The organism is Polaribacter vadi, assembly GCF_001761365.1.
In the GTDB taxonomy this organism is placed as follows: domain Bacteria; phylum Bacteroidota; class Bacteroidia; order Flavobacteriales; family Flavobacteriaceae; genus Polaribacter; species Polaribacter vadi.
This window is the reverse complement of sequence record NZ_CP017477.1, coordinates 208,061-224,444: the sequence shown is the minus strand read 5'-3', so window position 1 is coordinate 224,444 and position 16,384 is coordinate 208,061. Positions and strand designations below refer to the sequence as shown.

16 protein-coding genes are annotated in these 16,384 nt (G+C 29.1%); 9 read left to right on the top strand and 7 right to left on the bottom strand.

Features of this window, described 5'->3' with window-relative positions; translation table 11 throughout:
* Window positions 1–92 precede the first annotated feature (92 nt).
* Together LPB03_RS00970 and LPB03_RS00965 are read left to right on the top strand one after the other, a co-directional pair.
* Window positions 93–1,307: a TlpA disulfide reductase family protein gene (locus tag LPB03_RS00970; protein WP_065318334.1), complete on the top strand. Its 1,215-nt coding sequence runs from the start codon at window positions 93–95 to the stop codon at window positions 1,305–1,307.
* Window positions 1,308–1,680: 373 nt separating this feature from the next.
* Window positions 1,681–3,684, top strand: a complete 2,004-nt coding sequence (locus LPB03_RS00965) for an LTA synthase family protein (RefSeq protein ID WP_065318335.1) — start codon at window positions 1,681–1,683, stop codon at window positions 3,682–3,684.
* Here LPB03_RS00965 and LPB03_RS00960 read toward each other — a convergent pair.
* From LPB03_RS00960 to LPB03_RS00940, 5 genes are read right to left on the bottom strand one after another with little or no spacing between them, the layout of a single operon-like run.
* Entirely contained in the window at window positions 3,673–4,245 is a 573-nt protein-coding gene (locus LPB03_RS00960; RefSeq protein ID WP_065318336.1) for a phosphatase PAP2 family protein, read from the bottom strand. The two genes, LPB03_RS00965 and LPB03_RS00960, sit on opposite strands and share 12 nt — an antisense overlap.
* Window position 4,246: 1 nt before the next feature.
* The gene (locus LPB03_RS00955) at window positions 4,247–5,404 is read right to left on the bottom strand and encodes a peptidylprolyl isomerase (protein WP_065318337.1); all 1,158 of its coding nucleotides are present in this window, start codon (window positions 5,402–5,404) and stop codon (window positions 4,247–4,249) included.
* Window positions 5,405–6,133, bottom strand: a complete 729-nt coding sequence (locus LPB03_RS00950) for an FKBP-type peptidyl-prolyl cis-trans isomerase (protein WP_065318338.1) — start codon at window positions 6,131–6,133, stop codon at window positions 5,405–5,407.
* Between the two features lie 9 nt (window positions 6,134–6,142).
* Window positions 6,143–6,673: a gliding motility-associated peptidyl-prolyl isomerase GldI gene (gene gldI, locus LPB03_RS00945; protein WP_065318339.1), complete on the bottom strand. Its 531-nt coding sequence runs from the start codon at window positions 6,671–6,673 to the stop codon at window positions 6,143–6,145.
* On the bottom strand, window positions 6,663–7,691 hold the full coding sequence (locus tag LPB03_RS00940; protein ID WP_065318340.1) for a DHH family phosphoesterase: 1,029 nt from the start codon (window positions 7,689–7,691) through the stop codon (window positions 6,663–6,665). Before LPB03_RS00940 ends, gldI begins: the two co-directional genes overlap by 11 nt.
* Window positions 7,692–7,803: 112 nt before the next feature.
* Between LPB03_RS00940 and LPB03_RS00935 the strand changes: the two genes are divergently transcribed.
* The 3 genes from LPB03_RS00935 (at window position 7,804) to LPB03_RS00925 (ending at window position 10,974) form a co-directional block, all read left to right on the top strand.
* Window positions 7,804–8,223: a nucleoside-diphosphate kinase gene (locus LPB03_RS00935; protein WP_065318341.1), complete on the top strand. Its 420-nt coding sequence runs from the start codon at window positions 7,804–7,806 to the stop codon at window positions 8,221–8,223.
* Between the two features lie 103 nt (window positions 8,224–8,326).
* Window positions 8,327–9,631, top strand: a complete 1,305-nt coding sequence (locus LPB03_RS00930; protein ID WP_065318342.1) for an Ig-like domain-containing domain — start codon at window positions 8,327–8,329, stop codon at window positions 9,629–9,631.
* 155 nt (window positions 9,632–9,786) lie between these two features.
* Window positions 9,787–10,974, top strand: a complete 1,188-nt coding sequence (locus LPB03_RS00925) for a TlpA family protein disulfide reductase (RefSeq protein ID WP_170324187.1) — start codon at window positions 9,787–9,789, stop codon at window positions 10,972–10,974.
* A 46-nt stretch (window positions 10,975–11,020) separates the two neighbouring features.
* Here the strand turns inward: LPB03_RS00925 and LPB03_RS00920 are convergent, their stop codons facing one another.
* Both LPB03_RS00920 and recF read right to left on the bottom strand, forming a co-directional pair.
* Window positions 11,021–11,317 (bottom strand): DciA family protein, encoded by a 297-nt coding sequence (locus LPB03_RS00920; protein WP_065318344.1) that lies wholly within the window; start codon window positions 11,315–11,317, stop codon window positions 11,021–11,023.
* 122 nt (window positions 11,318–11,439) lie between these two features.
* A complete protein-coding gene (gene recF, locus LPB03_RS00915; protein WP_065318345.1) occupies window positions 11,440–12,519 on the bottom strand; it encodes a DNA replication/repair protein RecF in 1,080 nt (359 codons plus the stop codon).
* Between the two features lie 115 nt (window positions 12,520–12,634).
* Between recF and LPB03_RS00910 the strand changes: the two genes are divergently transcribed.
* The 4 genes from LPB03_RS00910 to mutL all read left to right on the top strand — a co-directional run bounded on the left by LPB03_RS00910 (window position 12,635) and on the right by mutL (window position 16,382).
* The gene (locus tag LPB03_RS00910) at window positions 12,635–13,402 is read left to right on the top strand and encodes a tetratricopeptide repeat protein (protein WP_065318346.1); all 768 of its coding nucleotides are present in this window, start codon (window positions 12,635–12,637) and stop codon (window positions 13,400–13,402) included.
* Window positions 13,403–13,477: 75 nt separating this feature from the next.
* Entirely contained in the window at window positions 13,478–13,984 is a 507-nt protein-coding gene (ribH, locus tag LPB03_RS00905) for a 6,7-dimethyl-8-ribityllumazine synthase (protein WP_065318347.1), read from the top strand.
* Between the two features lie 287 nt (window positions 13,985–14,271).
* Complete coding sequence (locus LPB03_RS00900) at window positions 14,272–14,568, top strand: hypothetical protein (protein ID WP_065318348.1); 297 nt, start codon at window positions 14,272–14,274, stop codon at window positions 14,566–14,568.
* Entirely contained in the window at window positions 14,568–16,382 is a 1,815-nt protein-coding gene (gene mutL, locus LPB03_RS00895) for a DNA mismatch repair endonuclease MutL (RefSeq protein ID WP_065318349.1), read from the top strand. Before LPB03_RS00900 ends, mutL begins: the two co-directional genes overlap by 1 nt.
* Window positions 16,383–16,384 lie beyond the last annotated feature (2 nt).

Here is a 16,384-nt window from a genome sequence, read left to right as displayed (position 1 = left end):
TTCAGCGGCTAAATTAACCAATTTTAAGGGTTTTATTAAATATTGATGTAAGTATTTTATCGTAAATTTGAACTCAATTTTAATTACTATCGATGCGTTTTTTACTATTGACTATCAGTTTTTTACTCTTTATTTCTTGCAATACAAAAACTACTAAAACTTTGGATATTGGCACTTATAGAGGTGTTTTACACATACAAGACAACCAAGAATTGCCTTTTATTTTTGAAGTTAAAAACGATTCTCTTTTAACAATTTTTAATGCTGATGAAATTATAACTGTTGATGAAATCACCTATAAAAATGATTCTGTTATCATACAAACGCCCGTTTTTGAAGGTTATATAATTGCAAAAATCAAAGAAAACTCCTTGAAAGGAAGTTTTATAAAACCGAGTTTAGATCAAATTGTGCCTTTTGAAGCGATAAAAAGTAACAATCGATTTTCATCAAAAAAAGAAGCAAGCATAAATATTACTGGTAATTGGGAAACTGTTTTTAATGCTGATCATAAAGTTGATACGTATCTTGCTAAAGGAATGTTTACCCAAACTAGCAATAAAGTTACTGGAACTTTTAGAACTACAACTGGCGATTACAGATATTTAGAGGGCATTGTTGATGGAGATTCCTTAAAACTTTCAACTTTTGATGGTGCTCACGCATTTTTATTCACAGCAAAAGCTACTGATTCTACCTTAAATGGGTATTTCTATTCTGGCAATCATTGGAAAGAACCTTTTACAGCAAAACTAAATAATGAGTACGAATTGCCAAATGAAGAGAATTTAACCTTTATAAAAGAAGGTTACGAATATTTCGATTTTTCTTTTCCTGATACTAGAGGAAGAGTTGTTTCCTTGAGCGATCCTGAATTTAATAACAAGGTTGTTATTTTACAAATTATGGGAACTTGGTGCCCAAATTGTTTGGATGAAAGCAAGTTTTTAGTCAAGTATAGTAAAGAAAATCCGAATAAAGATTTGCAAATTATTGCATTGGCTTTTGAAGAAGCAAAAACGAGAGAAATTGCGTACGAAAGAATTAAACGTTTTAAAAAACGAATAGGAATTGAATATCCTGTTTTATTAGCGCAATTTGGTAATTTGGCTAATAAAACGCTGGCACAACAAAAATTGCCAATGTTAAATCATATAATTTCTTACCCAACTACCATTTTTATGGATAAAAAAGGAAAGGTTAGAAAAATTCACACGGGTTTTAATGGACCAGCAACAGGTGAAAAATATACTGATTTCACTAAAGAATTTGAAGTTTTTGTAAATGAATTGTTGAATGAAAATTGATTTATTTATTGTTACGAATTCACTAATTTGAAATTCAAACAATTATTGTTTTATGAAATGTCGCTCCTAAGGAGCTTTACCATTTTATCTAATTTTCTTATTAATATTACGCTCCTAAGGAGCTTTACAACCTTGTTGTATTTACTCACTATTAAGTTTACGCTCCTAAGGAGCTAAATAAAACCTGAAAATATTTTCAGAAAAAATAAAATTTAATTTGAAGACTTTAACCTTTGTGATTCGTGAATTCGTAGTGTTTTTTTTTAAACTTTTTGTTTGATATAATTCAGAAAACAAATAAATCTAAAGCAAATAAAATATAATTCGATTTATCCATTTCAAAATAAATATCTTTGCTTTTTAATTAAAAATAATGCTGCAAAAAATCCCAAACTACATAAAATACATTTTTAGCAATTTCTTTTTATTAATTGTTTTTAATTTCATTTTTAGAATCCTATTTTATTCTTTTTTTGCAGAATTAGAAACTGCAACTTCAACCGAAATTCAAAAAGCATTTTGGTTAGGTTTACGTTTCGATATAAAATTGGCTGCGATTGCTCTTTTTCCTTTAGCACTTTTAGTTTTAATTGTAAACAGACGTTTTTTCAGCAATCTGTTTTATAAAAAATTAGCAACTTTTTATTTGATACTTGCATACATTATTTTGACGTTATTCTATGTAATCGATTTTGGATATTATGATTATTTATCCATTAGATTAGATGCTGCTTCACTTCGTTTTTTGGAAGATTTACAAATATCTACACAAGTTTTATTTGAAAGTTATCCTGTTTTTAAAGGTTTGCTTGGTTTTTTAGTTCTTAGTTTTATCATTTATAAACTCTCTAGATTTTTATTTTTTAGTTATAAAAATCACCAACTTAATCGTTCTAAAAAGGTAAAAGCTATTTACTTTATTTTTACTTTTTTATTGTTATCTTTTAGTATTTACAATAGTTTTTCTCATTATCCTTTAAGATGGAGTGAAGCTTTTTTCTCTAAAAATAGTAAAGTAAATCAGTTTTCATTAAATCCTGTTTTATACTTTTTCGATAGCTTTAAGTTTAGAAGTGAAGGTGTAAATATGACCGAATTCAAAAATTATTACCCAGTAATTGCCAAAGATTTAGGCTTGCCAAAAGACAGTATTTCTTTCGAAAGAAAAGTAGTTTTTGAAGATTCATTAAAAACAAAACCCAATGTTGTTTTTGTCATGTTAGAATCTGTTGGCGTAAAACCTTTAAGTTACTATGGAAATCCCCTCAACAGTTCACCAAAAATAGATTCTTTAATTCCTAAGAGTTTAAATTTTTCTAATTTTTTTGTGCATAAATCTGGAACTGCAGCCAGCGTTTTTGCAAGCGTTACTGGTTTGCCAGATATAGATGATGTAAATACAGCTTCTAGAAATCCAATGATTATAGATCAGCGTATTTTATTTGATCAATTTAAAGGCTATGAAAAATTGTATTTTTTAGGTGGTAGTGCAAATTGGGCAAATATTCGTGGAATTTTTCAAGCAAATATCAAAGGTTTAAAAATATTTGAAGAAGGCAGTTATGACACAGAAAACAGAGCTGATGTTTGGGGAATTGACGATTACGAGTTATTCAAAGAATCTGACAAGGAGTTGCAAAAATTACATCAACAAAACAAACCCTTTGTAGCGTATATTCAAACTGCAAGTAATCACATTCCATTTACAGTTCCTGATCAAAAGGAAAGCTTTACACCTCTTTCTGATACCGATATTTCTGATGATTTGTTAGCAAAATCGGGTTTTAAATCGGTTGCTCAACTAAATGCGATGCGTTATTTAGATTTTAATATTGGTCGTTTTTTAGAAAGAGCAAAAACTGCTGGTTATTATGAGAATACTGTATTTGTGTTTTTTGGCGATCATAACACAATGATGAACAGAAATGATCAATACACAAATGAACACGATTTAAACATCAATTTACAACATGCGCTTTTCTTTATTCACGCTCCAAAATTTGTAGAACCCAAAGAGATTTCTAAAAACGGAAAATTAATTGATATGTTTCCAACTGTCATGAGTTTGATAAAGATGGATTATACAAATTATACTTTAGGAAGCAATCTTTTAGACACTTCAAAGACTAGGAAAGCATCCTCTTTTGTGTATTTAAAAATGAATGGCGAACCTACTGTTGGTTTGCTACAAGACAGTTTGTATTATTCAAAAACAAACATAACTAAAACGAAAGGTTTATATAATTTAAAAGCAAAAAACTTGGTAGATTTAAAAGCAAAATATCCGAAGAAAACTTTAGAAATGGATAGCCTTTTAAATGCGTATTATCACTCAACAAAATATTTATATTTCAATAATAAAAAGCTAGAAAAATAATTTTTTATCGAGTTTTTTAAAGAAGAAATAATAAATATTAGCCAATAAAATTCCTAACAAAATTCCAATAAAAACATCTGAAGGAAAATGAACGCCTAAATACAATCTGCTATAGGCAAAAAAGGCTGGGAATAGTAAAAGGAAATAAATTTGTTTGTATTTATCTCTCAATAAAAATATTGTAAATAAAGAGAAAAAGGTAGATGTTGTAGCATGCCCAGACATAAAACTATGACTTTGTGGGTTTGTAAATTCTCTTAAAGAAATACGTAAAGAATCCATAATATCTGGATCGTTATTTGGTCTTAATCTAAAGGAATTATCTTTTATAAAAACGGTTAATTGGTCTGAAATTGTAACCAACAAAATCATGGCTAAAATCATAACTCCACCACGTTTCCAACCAAATGTTTTTACAATTAAAATAAGTATAAAAAGGAACAATGGAGCCCAGTAAAATTGGTTGGTAATTCCCAACCAAAATGAGTCCCATTGTTCACTTCCTAAATTGTTTAAGAAAACTGATAGCTCTTTGTCTTTTTGTAAAATTGAGTCGAACAAATTAATTTCCTATTTCTAAAATTTCTATTTCGAAAACCAAATCAGATTTTGCAGGAAATGGTCCGTATTTAGCTTCGCCAAAACCAATATAATAAGGAACAAATAATAGAGCTTTTTCACCAACTCTCATATTCGCAACACCTTCTTTAAAACCAGTAATCATTGGTTTTTCTGCATCATCTAACTGAAACACAAATGGCTGACCACCATCTTTTGTAGCTTGTATTTGAGTACCATCTGCAGTGTATAACATAAAATGAGATTTTATAGGTTTATTGGTAACTATTTTTTCTCCAGAAGGATTTTCCTTTAACATTAAAATCCCTAAACCAGAGGTTGTTTTTCTTGCTTTTTCTTCGCCCATTTTAGCAAAAAAAACAGCTTTATCTTCTAGATACTTTGCATATCTAGCAACTTCTGCTGATGCTTCTTGCTCTTTTCTTGTTTTCTTATTTTCTTCATACAAAAGCAACTGATTATCAAAAACTTCGGCTGCATTAAAAGAATTGGCTTTACTTCCAACTCTAATAATATTAATGGTATGAATCGTATCTAACTGAACAATTGAATTTAAAACAACATTTCTTAAAGAATCTACAGCATTATTTAGTTTTGCTTCATCTTTAATGCTCTTTTTTAAAGTAGCTAATTGAGTTGGGTTTACAATCGTTTTACCAAAAACAGGATGTTTACCATCTAAATGCGGAATTTCTCTATGGGTTATAAAAAACTGACTTCCATTAGATTCTGGCCCTCCATTTGCCATCGATAACACTCCTGCATCATCATGCTTATAAAGTAAAGAACCGTTTTCGTCTTTTGGAAACTCGTCTCCAAATCGATAACCAGCAGTTCCTCTTCCTGTTTCTGTTGGGTCTCCTGCCTGTACAATAAAGTTATTTACAACTCTATGAAAGCGAATACCATCGTAAAACTTTTTACCTTTTAAAGAATCTGTAACCTTATTGTTATTTCCTTCTGATAAAGAAACGAAATTAGCAACAGTCATGGGTACATCTTCTGCATATAACTCTAATAAAATATCACCTTTATTAGTTTGTATTTCTGCATACAAGCCATCTTCTAAATTTTTATATTTAGAAGATTGGCAAGCTGTTATCAATAAAAAAACAACAAAAATATAGGCTACATTTCTCATTTATTGTTCTAAAATATCTAAAATTTCTACTTCAAAAATTAAGGTAGAAAAAGGCTGAATTAAAGCACCTCTTTGTTGCGCTCCATAAGCTAATTCTTGAGGAATAAAGAATCTGTATTTAGCACCTTCATTCATCAATAATAAACCTTCTGTAAAACCAGGAATAAATTGATTTGGACTTGCATCATAAGGAGTTCCTTTATCTACTGAACTATCAAAAACTTCACCATTTATAGTAGTTCCATGATAATGAATTTTAATTTTAGAAGTAGCAACTGGCTTTTCTCCTGTTCCTTCTTTTAAAACAAGATATTGTAAACCACTATCTGTTGTTTGTACATTTTCTTTTACTTTATTTTCAGCTAAAAAATCTTGACCAGCTTTTTTGTTATCTCCAAACTTTACTTCTGCATCTTTAGCTGCTTTTTCTTGTTGTTCTTTCATTTTTTCAGCTTGTTGCTTTTGAAAAAACGCACCTAAAAATGCATTTAAATCTTCTTGTGCAATCAACATATTTGTTGAATCCATTCCATTTCTATAGCCTTGTAAAAACAAATCAGTATCAGCTTTTTCAAAATTTGCTTTTACTTTAATAGCCATGTCCATTCCTAAAGCATAACTTGCAGAATCTATTTCAGTTTCTAAAGATTTAACATCAGGTTTTTGATTTCCACAAGAAACCATCATTGTTGAAGCTGCTACAATTGCTAAAGTTTTTAATACTTTCATTTTTCTATTTTATTTAATGTTAATTAATGTTACTGTACTTTTTATAGATTGGTTTATTCCAATTTTATTGTTGTCTCCTGTAATGCCAAAAGCACTATAGGAAGGAATTACAAAGGTAATCGTTTCTCCTATTTTCATCAACTTTATTCCTTTTTGTAAGCCAGAAATAAAATCTTCTTCATCTACTCTATAATTTTTTATACCTAAAGCTTCTTTGCTATAAAGTATGCTATCATTTAATGCTGTAATATTATATTCTAAAACAACTTCATTCCCTTTTTCGGGTGTTGGTAAATCTTCTTCAATTTTATTGATATACGTGTACCAAAAACCATTTGAAGATTGCAAATATACATTTGTGCTATCGTTTTTTATCAATTGAAGAATTTTTTCATCTTCCAATTTATTTAAAATTTTATTTTGTTGCATTGCTTCAAAATAAAAAGTTGTCGATGGTTTTGGGTTGATCGGTTTTCTAGGTGCTACTTTAGAACAAGAAAAGCACAAGAATATCAATAAAAATAAAATACTATATTTCATAAGAATTTTCTAATTCTGATTGATATTGCCCTAACAAACCTGAAAATTTAGTCACAGTTTCTGCTAAAGATACATTCGATTTTCCTCCTGCAGCATTATCATGTCCTCCACCTTCAAAATGATTTCTTGCAAATTGATTTACAGAAAATTTTCCTTTAGATCTAAAAGAAATTTTTACAAGATTTTGCTCACTATCTTCAATAAAAATAGCAGCAAAAACAATTCCTTTTAAAGAAAGTGCATAATTTACAATGCCTTCTGTATCTCCTTTTTGGAAATCGAAACGTTTTTTCTCTTCGTCTGTTAAAGTGATGTACGCTGTTTTATAAGTTGGCAAAATTTGCAAATTACTTAATGCTTTGCCTAATAATAACAATCTATTATAAGAATTTGCATCGTACACATTATTATGTATTCGATCGTTTTCTGCACCTTTATCAATTAAATCTGCAATAATTCTGTGCGTTTTACTTGTGGTAGATCTAAATCTGAAAGAACCTGTATCTGTCATAATACCTGTATACAAACAGGTTGCAATAGCAGCATCAATTAGATCCAAATCGTTATTCATTTCTATAAATTGATACACCATTTGGCAAGTAGAACAAATTTCTGTATCAGAATACATATAGGTTACATCATCTGGTTGTTGATGATGATCTATCATTGCAAAATCATTTGGATATTTCTCCAAGGTATTTTGCATGTCATAACCTACTCTATGCAAGGTATTAAAATCTAAAAGAAAAATAATATCTGAATTGCTAATGGCTTTTTGCGATTGTTTGTTTTGCCAATCAAACCTGTAAACGGTCTCAGAACCAGGCAACCAATGTAAAAAATCTGGATATTCATTTGGCATGACAACTGTTGCTCCATGTCCTTTTTTATCCAAATAATGTTTTAAGGCTAAAGTAGACCCAACAGCATCTCCATCTGGGTTTCTGTGCCCAATGATTACAATATTCTTAGGTTTTTCTAAAAACCTTTTTAAATCTTCAAATCCTTTTAAAATCATAAGGTGCGAATATACAATTTAATTAAAAAAATTATGTAGTTTTGCACCCGTTTTTATGATATGTTTAAATGTCATAAATTTAATATGAAAGCTTAATTAAAAGTAAAGAAAAATGGCGACAAATAGAACATTTACAATGCTAAAACCAGATGCTGTAGAAAACGGACATACTGGAGCAATCTTAGACAAAATAAATGCTGCAGGATTTAGAATTGTAGCTTTAAAGAAAACTCAAATGACCAAAGCAGATGCAGAAACTTTTTATGCAGTGCATAATGAGCGTCCGTTTTTTGGTGAGTTAGTAGAGTTTATGACTAGAGGACCAATTGTAGCTGCAATTTTAGAAAAAGAAAATGCAGTAGAAGATTTTAGAACCTTAATTGGTGCTACAAATCCTGCTGATGCTGCAGAAGGAACTATTAGAAAATTATATGCAACTTCTATGGGAGAAAATGCTGTACATGGTTCTGATTCTGATGAAAATGCACAAATTGAAGGAAACTTTCACTTTTCTGGAAGAGAGCAATTTTAAAACTCATTTCCACTAAAAATTTATAAAACTCGTAACTTTATTGTTGCGAGTTTTTTTTATACAACCTATTTTTTTTTAGATATCTTTGATAAAACTCAAATTAATGAAACAGCTATTTTTATTTTTTTTCATCTCACTTTTATTTTTTAATTGTGATAAAACGCCTAAAGTTCAACAAGAAATTATTAATACAGATATTAAAAATTTCTGGAAAGCTTACGATCATATTTTGGCAGTTAATGATAGCACTTTACAGCTTAAATATCTAGAAGAATATTTTTTAGACAAAGCTACAGAAGGTCAACAAGGTATGATTAGAGCCAGAAATTATACGCCTAAAGAATACTTAAATGCGATTAAAAGCTATCCTAGATTTTGGAATTCTATTAGAAACAACACCTTAAACACAGCACAATTTGATATTCAAATAAGAGCAGGAATTGAAAATCTAAAAGAAATATATCCTGATTTAAAACCTGCAACTATTTATTACACAATGGGTGTTTTTAGATCTCCAGGAACTGGTTTTGATGATTTGGCTTTAATTGGTTCTGAGTTTGCTTTGGGTGATAGATATACTGTTACAGAAGAATTTCCTGAGAATTTAAATTATGTTAAGAATTATTATAGCATAAATCCGCCAGCTTTTTTAGATTTTTTGAATATTCACGAATACGTGCATACTCAACAAAAACTTGCTTTAAACAATACTTTATCGCAAAGTTTATACGAAGGAATTGCAGATTTTATTGCAGCAAAAGTAACTCATAAAAAACCTCCTTTTAAATATGATAACTTCGGATTAAAAAATGAAGCAAAACTTAAAATAGCTTTTGAAAACGAACTATTTAATATCCGAAAAATGGGTGATTGGATGTGGAATGAAAACAATCAATTTAAAACTAGAGATTTAATTTACTTTATAGGTGCAAGGATTGCTGAAGCCAATTACGAGAAAGCTTCTGACAAAAAAGCAGCCATCAAAAAAATGATTGAATTGGATTATAATAATGATACTGAAATTGAAGAATATGTAAATAATTCAGGGTATTTCTCAACTACTTTAAAAGATTTAGAGCAAAAATTTGAAGAAAGCAGACCCACTGTAAAAGCTATCAATCAATTTGAAAATGGAAGTCAAAATGTGCCTGCTGGTTTATCTGAAATTACACTTTATTTCTCTGAAAAAATGGATATCAATATAAAATCGACTGGTTTTGGGGAATTAGGCAAAGATCATTTTCCTAAAGTTACCAGTATCGATTTTGCTGAAGATGGCCTTTCCATCACCTATAATGTAAATTTAGAACCAAACAAGAGATATCAGATTTTATTAGAAAACGGTTACAGAACTGAAAATGAAATTCCTTTAAAACCTTTTTTGATTGATTTTAAAACGAAAAAGTAATTTGATTTGTTTTCAATATCATTAAAACGTACATTTAAAATTAATTATAGAAATTATCTTTTAAGTGATAACTGAACTAAAAAATATCCTATTCTGATATATTTAAGGAATATTTATTATATAATAAGTTGGGCAACATTAAAAAAAAAATGAGAATGAAGTTAAAAATCATTTTAGTCTTTGTCCTTACTGCTATGTTTTTGAGCTGTAAAAAGGAAAAGACAACACCTGAAAAGGAATTAAATAATGTTATGTCAAAAATTAATAATAAAACTTCTATAAGTTATGATTTAAATTATCGAATAAAATATTTTGAAAATCTTGACACAACAAATTTATATGTCAAAACAATTATTATAAAGGAAAAATCTGATTCACTTTTCGGTGGTTATATTTGGTATTCGAGAAAAGATAGCATAACAGATTATATTAAATATTATGATTTGAACTCTTTTTATATCATAAATAACAATAGGAAAGAAGTAATCCAATACAATCCTAAAATACCCATTCCTTATGGTTTTACTAATAATTTTGATGGCAAACTATTAAAGACTTACTTTCTTCAAGGTAGTAGTTTAAAAAAATTAATTCAAGACTCTATTTACAAATCAAAAGTAATTGACGAGAATGGTTTATTGAAATTAAACATAATATATCCAGATGGAGATGAAGTCGTGAATCAGGTAAAAGAAATATTTTTTGATAAAACATCTAACATAGTCAAACAAATTATTTTTAAAGCGGAATTAGATAACTTACAAGAATATAACGAATGGAATATAAGCAATGTTAATTTTGATAATTACAAGGCAAAAGACCTCGAATTAAAATTCCAAACAATTACAAAAGATTACGAGTTTAAAGATTATCAACCACCTTCAAAAGAAGCAAATTTACCATTAGCAAAAGGTCAAAAAGTTATAGACTTTAAAGGTCAATATCTATCAAAAAACAAATCCGAATTTGATCTTGCTAATTTTTCGAATAACATAATTATACTCGATTTTTGGTATAGAACTTGTCCACCTTGTATAAAATCAATCCCTCAATTGAATAACATCTATAAGAAGTACGAATCAAAAGGGGTGAAATTATTTGGTGTTAACGATATAGATACTGATTCACTTTCAAGAGCGTTATTAATTCCTTTTCGTCAAAAAGAAAAAATAAATTATCCTATCGTATTGACTGACAAATCTATTTCAGAAAAATATAAAATAGTAGGCTACCCAACTTTGTATATTATAAATAAAGATGGAGAAATTGAATTCTCAAAATTAGGATATTCTGAAAACCTAGAAAAAGAAGTTGATAGTATTTTAAATAAGATTCTGAAATAAAATTGTTGCTCAACATTTATATATAACAAAAAGAATTTTATATTATTTAAACCAGCATCAATTTACTAATAACTTCCTCCCCTAATTCTTCGTTCATCATTTTTATAATTTTTTCTTTTCCATAACTTAATTCTTCTCTTAAAACAGAAGATTTTAACTGAATAATTAAGGTTTTATTATTCAACTTTACAGAAGTTGTATGTGTTGCAACTCCTGGGCCCATCATTTTAAACCAAGTTTCTTCCACCTTAATTTTCTGCATTCCTTTACTCAAGTTGTTTTCCTTGATAAAGCTTTTCATTAAATCTTCTATCGAAAAAGAATCGTTTTCTCTTTTTGCCATTATATTTAGCTATTTGCTTTTGGCATTTTGCCTTTCGCTAATTAGTATATATTTATTTACTCCCAACTTCCTATTCCCAACTTCCAACTTCAAACTTCCTACTTCCTACTTCCCATTCTCAACTATAATTGAAAAATCTGATATTCTTTACTTCCTTGCTTTAAGATGTTTTCAGTTCTATCTGCATGTGTGTCTGTGATAAAAATCTGTCCAAATTCATCATTATTAACCAAGTCAATAATTTGTGAAACTCTATTTTCATCTAACTTATCAAAAATATCATCTAACAATAAAATTGGTAAAACATTAGATTGTTGTTTGATAAACTCAAACTGCGCCAATTTTAATGCAATTAAATACGATTTCTGCTGTCCTTGAGAACCAAACTTTTTAATAGGATATTCGCCAATTTCGAAACTTAAATCGTCTTTATGAATACCTGAAGTTGTGTATTGTAGAATTTTATCTTTTTCTAATGATTTTTTTAATAAATCCGACATTTCAAAATCGTGTAATTGACTTTTATAATTCAAATTTACTTGCTCTTTATCACCAGAAATTATTTGATATTTTTCATTAAAAATCGGAATAAATTGTTCTAAAAAAGCTTTTCTAACATTATAAATTCGAGTTCCATATTCAGAAAGTTGCTCATTATATACACTTAAATTTAAAGCGTCGAAGACGCGATTGGCTGCAAAATATTTTAACAACGCATTTCTTTGAGAAAGTACTTTACTGTAAGAAATTAAATCTTGCAAATACGTTTTGTTCTGCTGAGAAATTACACCATCAATAAATTTTCTTCTGGTATCACTACCTTCTGTAACCAAATCTCTATCTGCAGGAGAAATTATCACCAATGGAAACTGACCAATATGTTCTGAGAACTTGCTATATGCCTTGTCGTTTCTCTTTAAAACTTTCTTCTGACCTTTTTTTAAACTGCACACAATTTTCTCATTTCTATCATTTAAAAGGTAATCTCCTTCAATCATAAAAAAACCTTCTCCATGCTTTATATTCTGAATTGCGACAGCATTAAAGTAACTTTTGGTAAAAGACAAGTAGTAAATGGCATCTAAAACATTGGTTTTTCCAACACCATTATCACCCACAAAACAATTTATTTTCTCTTGGAAATCAAACGATTGTGAGGCTATATTTTTAAAATTAACTACTGAAATTTTTTGTAAATACATGGATTTAAAACAAGATTGAAAATGAATTGCAAATTATTGAAAATTTAGCGAATTATAGGCTTTTAAAATCCAATTAAAAAAACTATTTTTGTCGCCACTAATTTTTAAGGAAATAATGGCAACATACAAGAAAAAATATAAACCAGAAGGTAAAAAAGAAGAACAAACTGCACAAGAAATGGAAAGCACAACAGCTGAAGTTTTTAACACTTTAGATGAAACTGCTTCTAAATCTGAAAAATGGATTGAAAAAAATAGCAAAGTTTTATTTGGAAGTTTGGTTGCAATTGTTCTTGTTTTTATAGGATATTTAGCATATAATAATTTTGTTGTTGAACCAAATGAATTAGAAGCTTCTAACGAATTAGCGTTTCCAAGAAAATATTTTGATGAAGCTGCAACTGCTGGTTCTGGTATCGACTCTTTATTAACTTTAGGTTTAGAAGGTGCAGATGGTAGATATGGTTTTTTAGACATTGCAGATTCTTATAGTGGAACTGATGCAGGAAATTTAGCAAATTATTATGCTGGTGTTTCTTACTTACAAATGAAAAATTACAAAAAAGCAATTGAATATTTAGAGAAATTTAATTCTGACGATGAAATGTTAGGTCCAGTTTCTTTAGGTGCAATTGGTGATGCTTTTTCTGACATCGATCAGCAAGAAGATGCTTTAGAATATTATGAAAAAGCAGCAAATAAAAAAACAAACGAATTTACAACACCATTATTTTTATACAAAGCAGGACAAACTGCAATGTCTTTAGAAAAATATGGTAAAGCAGAAGAATTATTCTCGAAGATAAAAGAAAACTACCCAACATCTGACCAAGGTAAAGATGTGGAGAAATTTATCAACGCAGCAAAATATGCTAAGAAATAAGTAGACAGTAAAACAGTAGCAGTTGACTATTACAAGCTAACTGAATATTGGAACTGAAAACTGAAAACTAAAAAAATGGCAACAACAAATTTATCTTATTACGATAAAGCAACAATCCCAAATGCGAACTCTTTTCGATTTGGGATTGTTGTTTCAGAATGGAATCCTGAAATTACACAAAACCTTAAAAAAGGAGCAATTGAAACGTTGTTAGATTGTGGAGCAACCAAAGAAAACATTATTTCTTGGGATGTTCCTGGAAGTTTTGAACTTGTTTACGGTTGTAAAAAAATGATTCAATCTCAAAATTTAGATGCAATTATTGCGATTGGAAATGTAATTCAAGGTGAAACTAAACATTTCGATTTTGTTTGCGAAGGTGTTACACAAGGTATCATCGACTTAAATGTAAAGTTTGATGTTCCTGTAATTTTTTGTGTTTTAACAGACAATACTAAACAACAATCTTTAGACAGATCTGGAGGAAGCTTAGGGAATAAAGGTATTGAATGTGCTGTTGCTGCAGTTAAAATGGCTGCTATTAAAAATTTAGATAGGTCTTCTGGAAGTGTTGGGTTTTAGAGAAAAGTAAACCAAAAAAACGCAAAGAAAAATAATATTGAGTTAATTTATCATTTCGCCTTTAGGAGAAATCTCATAATTCTCTCAATTTTGTGTTAGCTATTTTATATAATTTCTCATTCGTCGAAAAGACATAACTGAAAGTAAAATAGATTAAGGATCATTGTATTTTTTAAGAATACTTTTAACATCATTTCTTGATGTATTCCTTTTATTTCTTTAATTTTGAGTTCAGAAGTTTTGGTCTGAATTTTGATTGATACCTATTCTAATTTAAAATTATTATTATGTTTGGAAATGCTTTTAAAACAAGATCATACAATGTTTTCGATTATAAACCTAGGTATTATAATGAGAGAAAAGAAAGAATTAGAAAACTTGAAGAAAGTTATGCTAAAAACAGAGCTTTAGGTAAGGATGAAAATTTATCTCGTGTAGATTTTTCACCAAACAATTTAAGAAAAGCCTGGAAAAGAAGTAAATCTCCAATTTCAAATCGTAAATCATCTTTAAGATTAGCAGCTATTATAGCAATTTTAGTAGGAATTGCTGCTTATATTTTAGATTTTCATAGTTTATTTTAATGTCAGATATTATTCAACTTTTACCAGACCATGTAGCCAACCAAATTGCTGCTGGAGAAGTAGTGCAAAGACCAGCTTCTGTGGTTAAAGAGTTGTTAGAAAACGCTATTGATGCTGGTGCCACAAGTATAAAACTGCTCTTAAAAGATGCAGGTAAAACACTAATTCAAGTAATTGATGATGGCAAAGGAATGAGTGCCACAGATGCTAGAATGTGTTTTGAAAGACATGCAACCTCAAAAATAAAAAAAGCAGAAGATTTATTTAATTTATGCACCAAAGGTTTTAGAGGCGAAGCTTTAGCATCGATTGCTGCAATTGCGCATGTAGAGTTAAAAACCAAACAAGAAAACGAAGAATTAGGAACTTGTCTAAAAATTGAAGGTAGCAAAGTAATTTCTCAAGATTTTATTTCTACGTCTCAAGGTGCAAGTATTGCTGTAAAAAACTTATTTTACAACATTCCTGCTCGTAGAAATTTCTTAAAATCAGATACTGTAGAAACCAGACATATTATAGACGAATTTCAAAGAGTTGCTTTGGCACATCCTGCAATTTCGTTTTTAATGCATCACAATAATAACGAAGTTTATCATTTAAAAGGCGGCAATTTAAGACAGCGAATTGTAGCTGTTTTCGGTGCTAAAATGAATGAAAAACTAGTGCCAATAAACGAGCAGACAGATATTTTAACCATTCAAGGTTTTGTTGCAAAACCAGAATTTTCAAAGAGAAAAAGAGGCGAACAATTCTTTTTTGTAAATGATCGATTTATAAAAAGTTCTTATTTAAATCATGCAGTTGCCAATGCTTTTGATGGTTTGTTGGAGCATGGTTCACATCCCTCCTACTTTTTGTATTTAGAAGTGCCTGCAAGTTCTATTGACATCAACATTCATCCAACAAAAACTGAAATTAAGTTCGATAATGAAAAGGCGTTGTATGCCATGTTAAGAGCGACTGTAAAACACAGTTTAGGGCAATATAATGTAGCTCCAGTGTTAGATTTTAATAGAGATTCTAATTTAGACACTTCTTATCATTTAAATAAAAATGTAGTAAAAGGTTCAGCTCCAAAAATTACAGTTGATCCTGATTTTAATCCTTTTAAGGAAGCTAAACAAAAAGAAGTAACATTTCCTTACAAAAGAGAACAAAATACGCAAAGTTGGGAATCTTTATATACTTCTGTTGCTATTACAGATGAAGAAAAACAAGAGGAATTATTTAGTCATCAACAAGAAGTAAAAACACAAAAAACATTTCAAATTCAGCGTAAATATGTGTTAAGTTTGATAAAATCTGGTGTGGTTTTAATCAGTCAATCTTTGGCTCATCAGCGCGTTTTGTATGAAGAATTTTTAGAAAGTATAACCGTAAAAGAAGCCAATAGTCAGCAATTATTATTTCCTGTAAAAATCTCTTTTTCATCACAAGAAATAGAAATGATTTACACCATGAAAACCGAATTAGAAAATGCTGGTTTTTCTTTTGATGAATTTACAAAAGACAGTGTAACCATAAAAGGAATTCCTGTTTCTGTAACCGAAAGTAAAATAACTATTATTTTAGAAGAACTTTTAAATGATATAAATTTAGAAGTTCCAGACAGCAGTTTTAGTCATTTTGATGTAATGGCTAAATCTTTTGCAAAAACATTATCTATAAAAACGGGAACGCAACTTTCTGAAAAAGAGCAAGAAAGCTTGGTAAATAATTTGTTTTCTTGTAAAGAACCTACTATTTCTCCTTTTGGAAAATCAACATTTAAAACGTTGACGCTAAATGAAATAGATACTATTTTTAATCGTTAAAA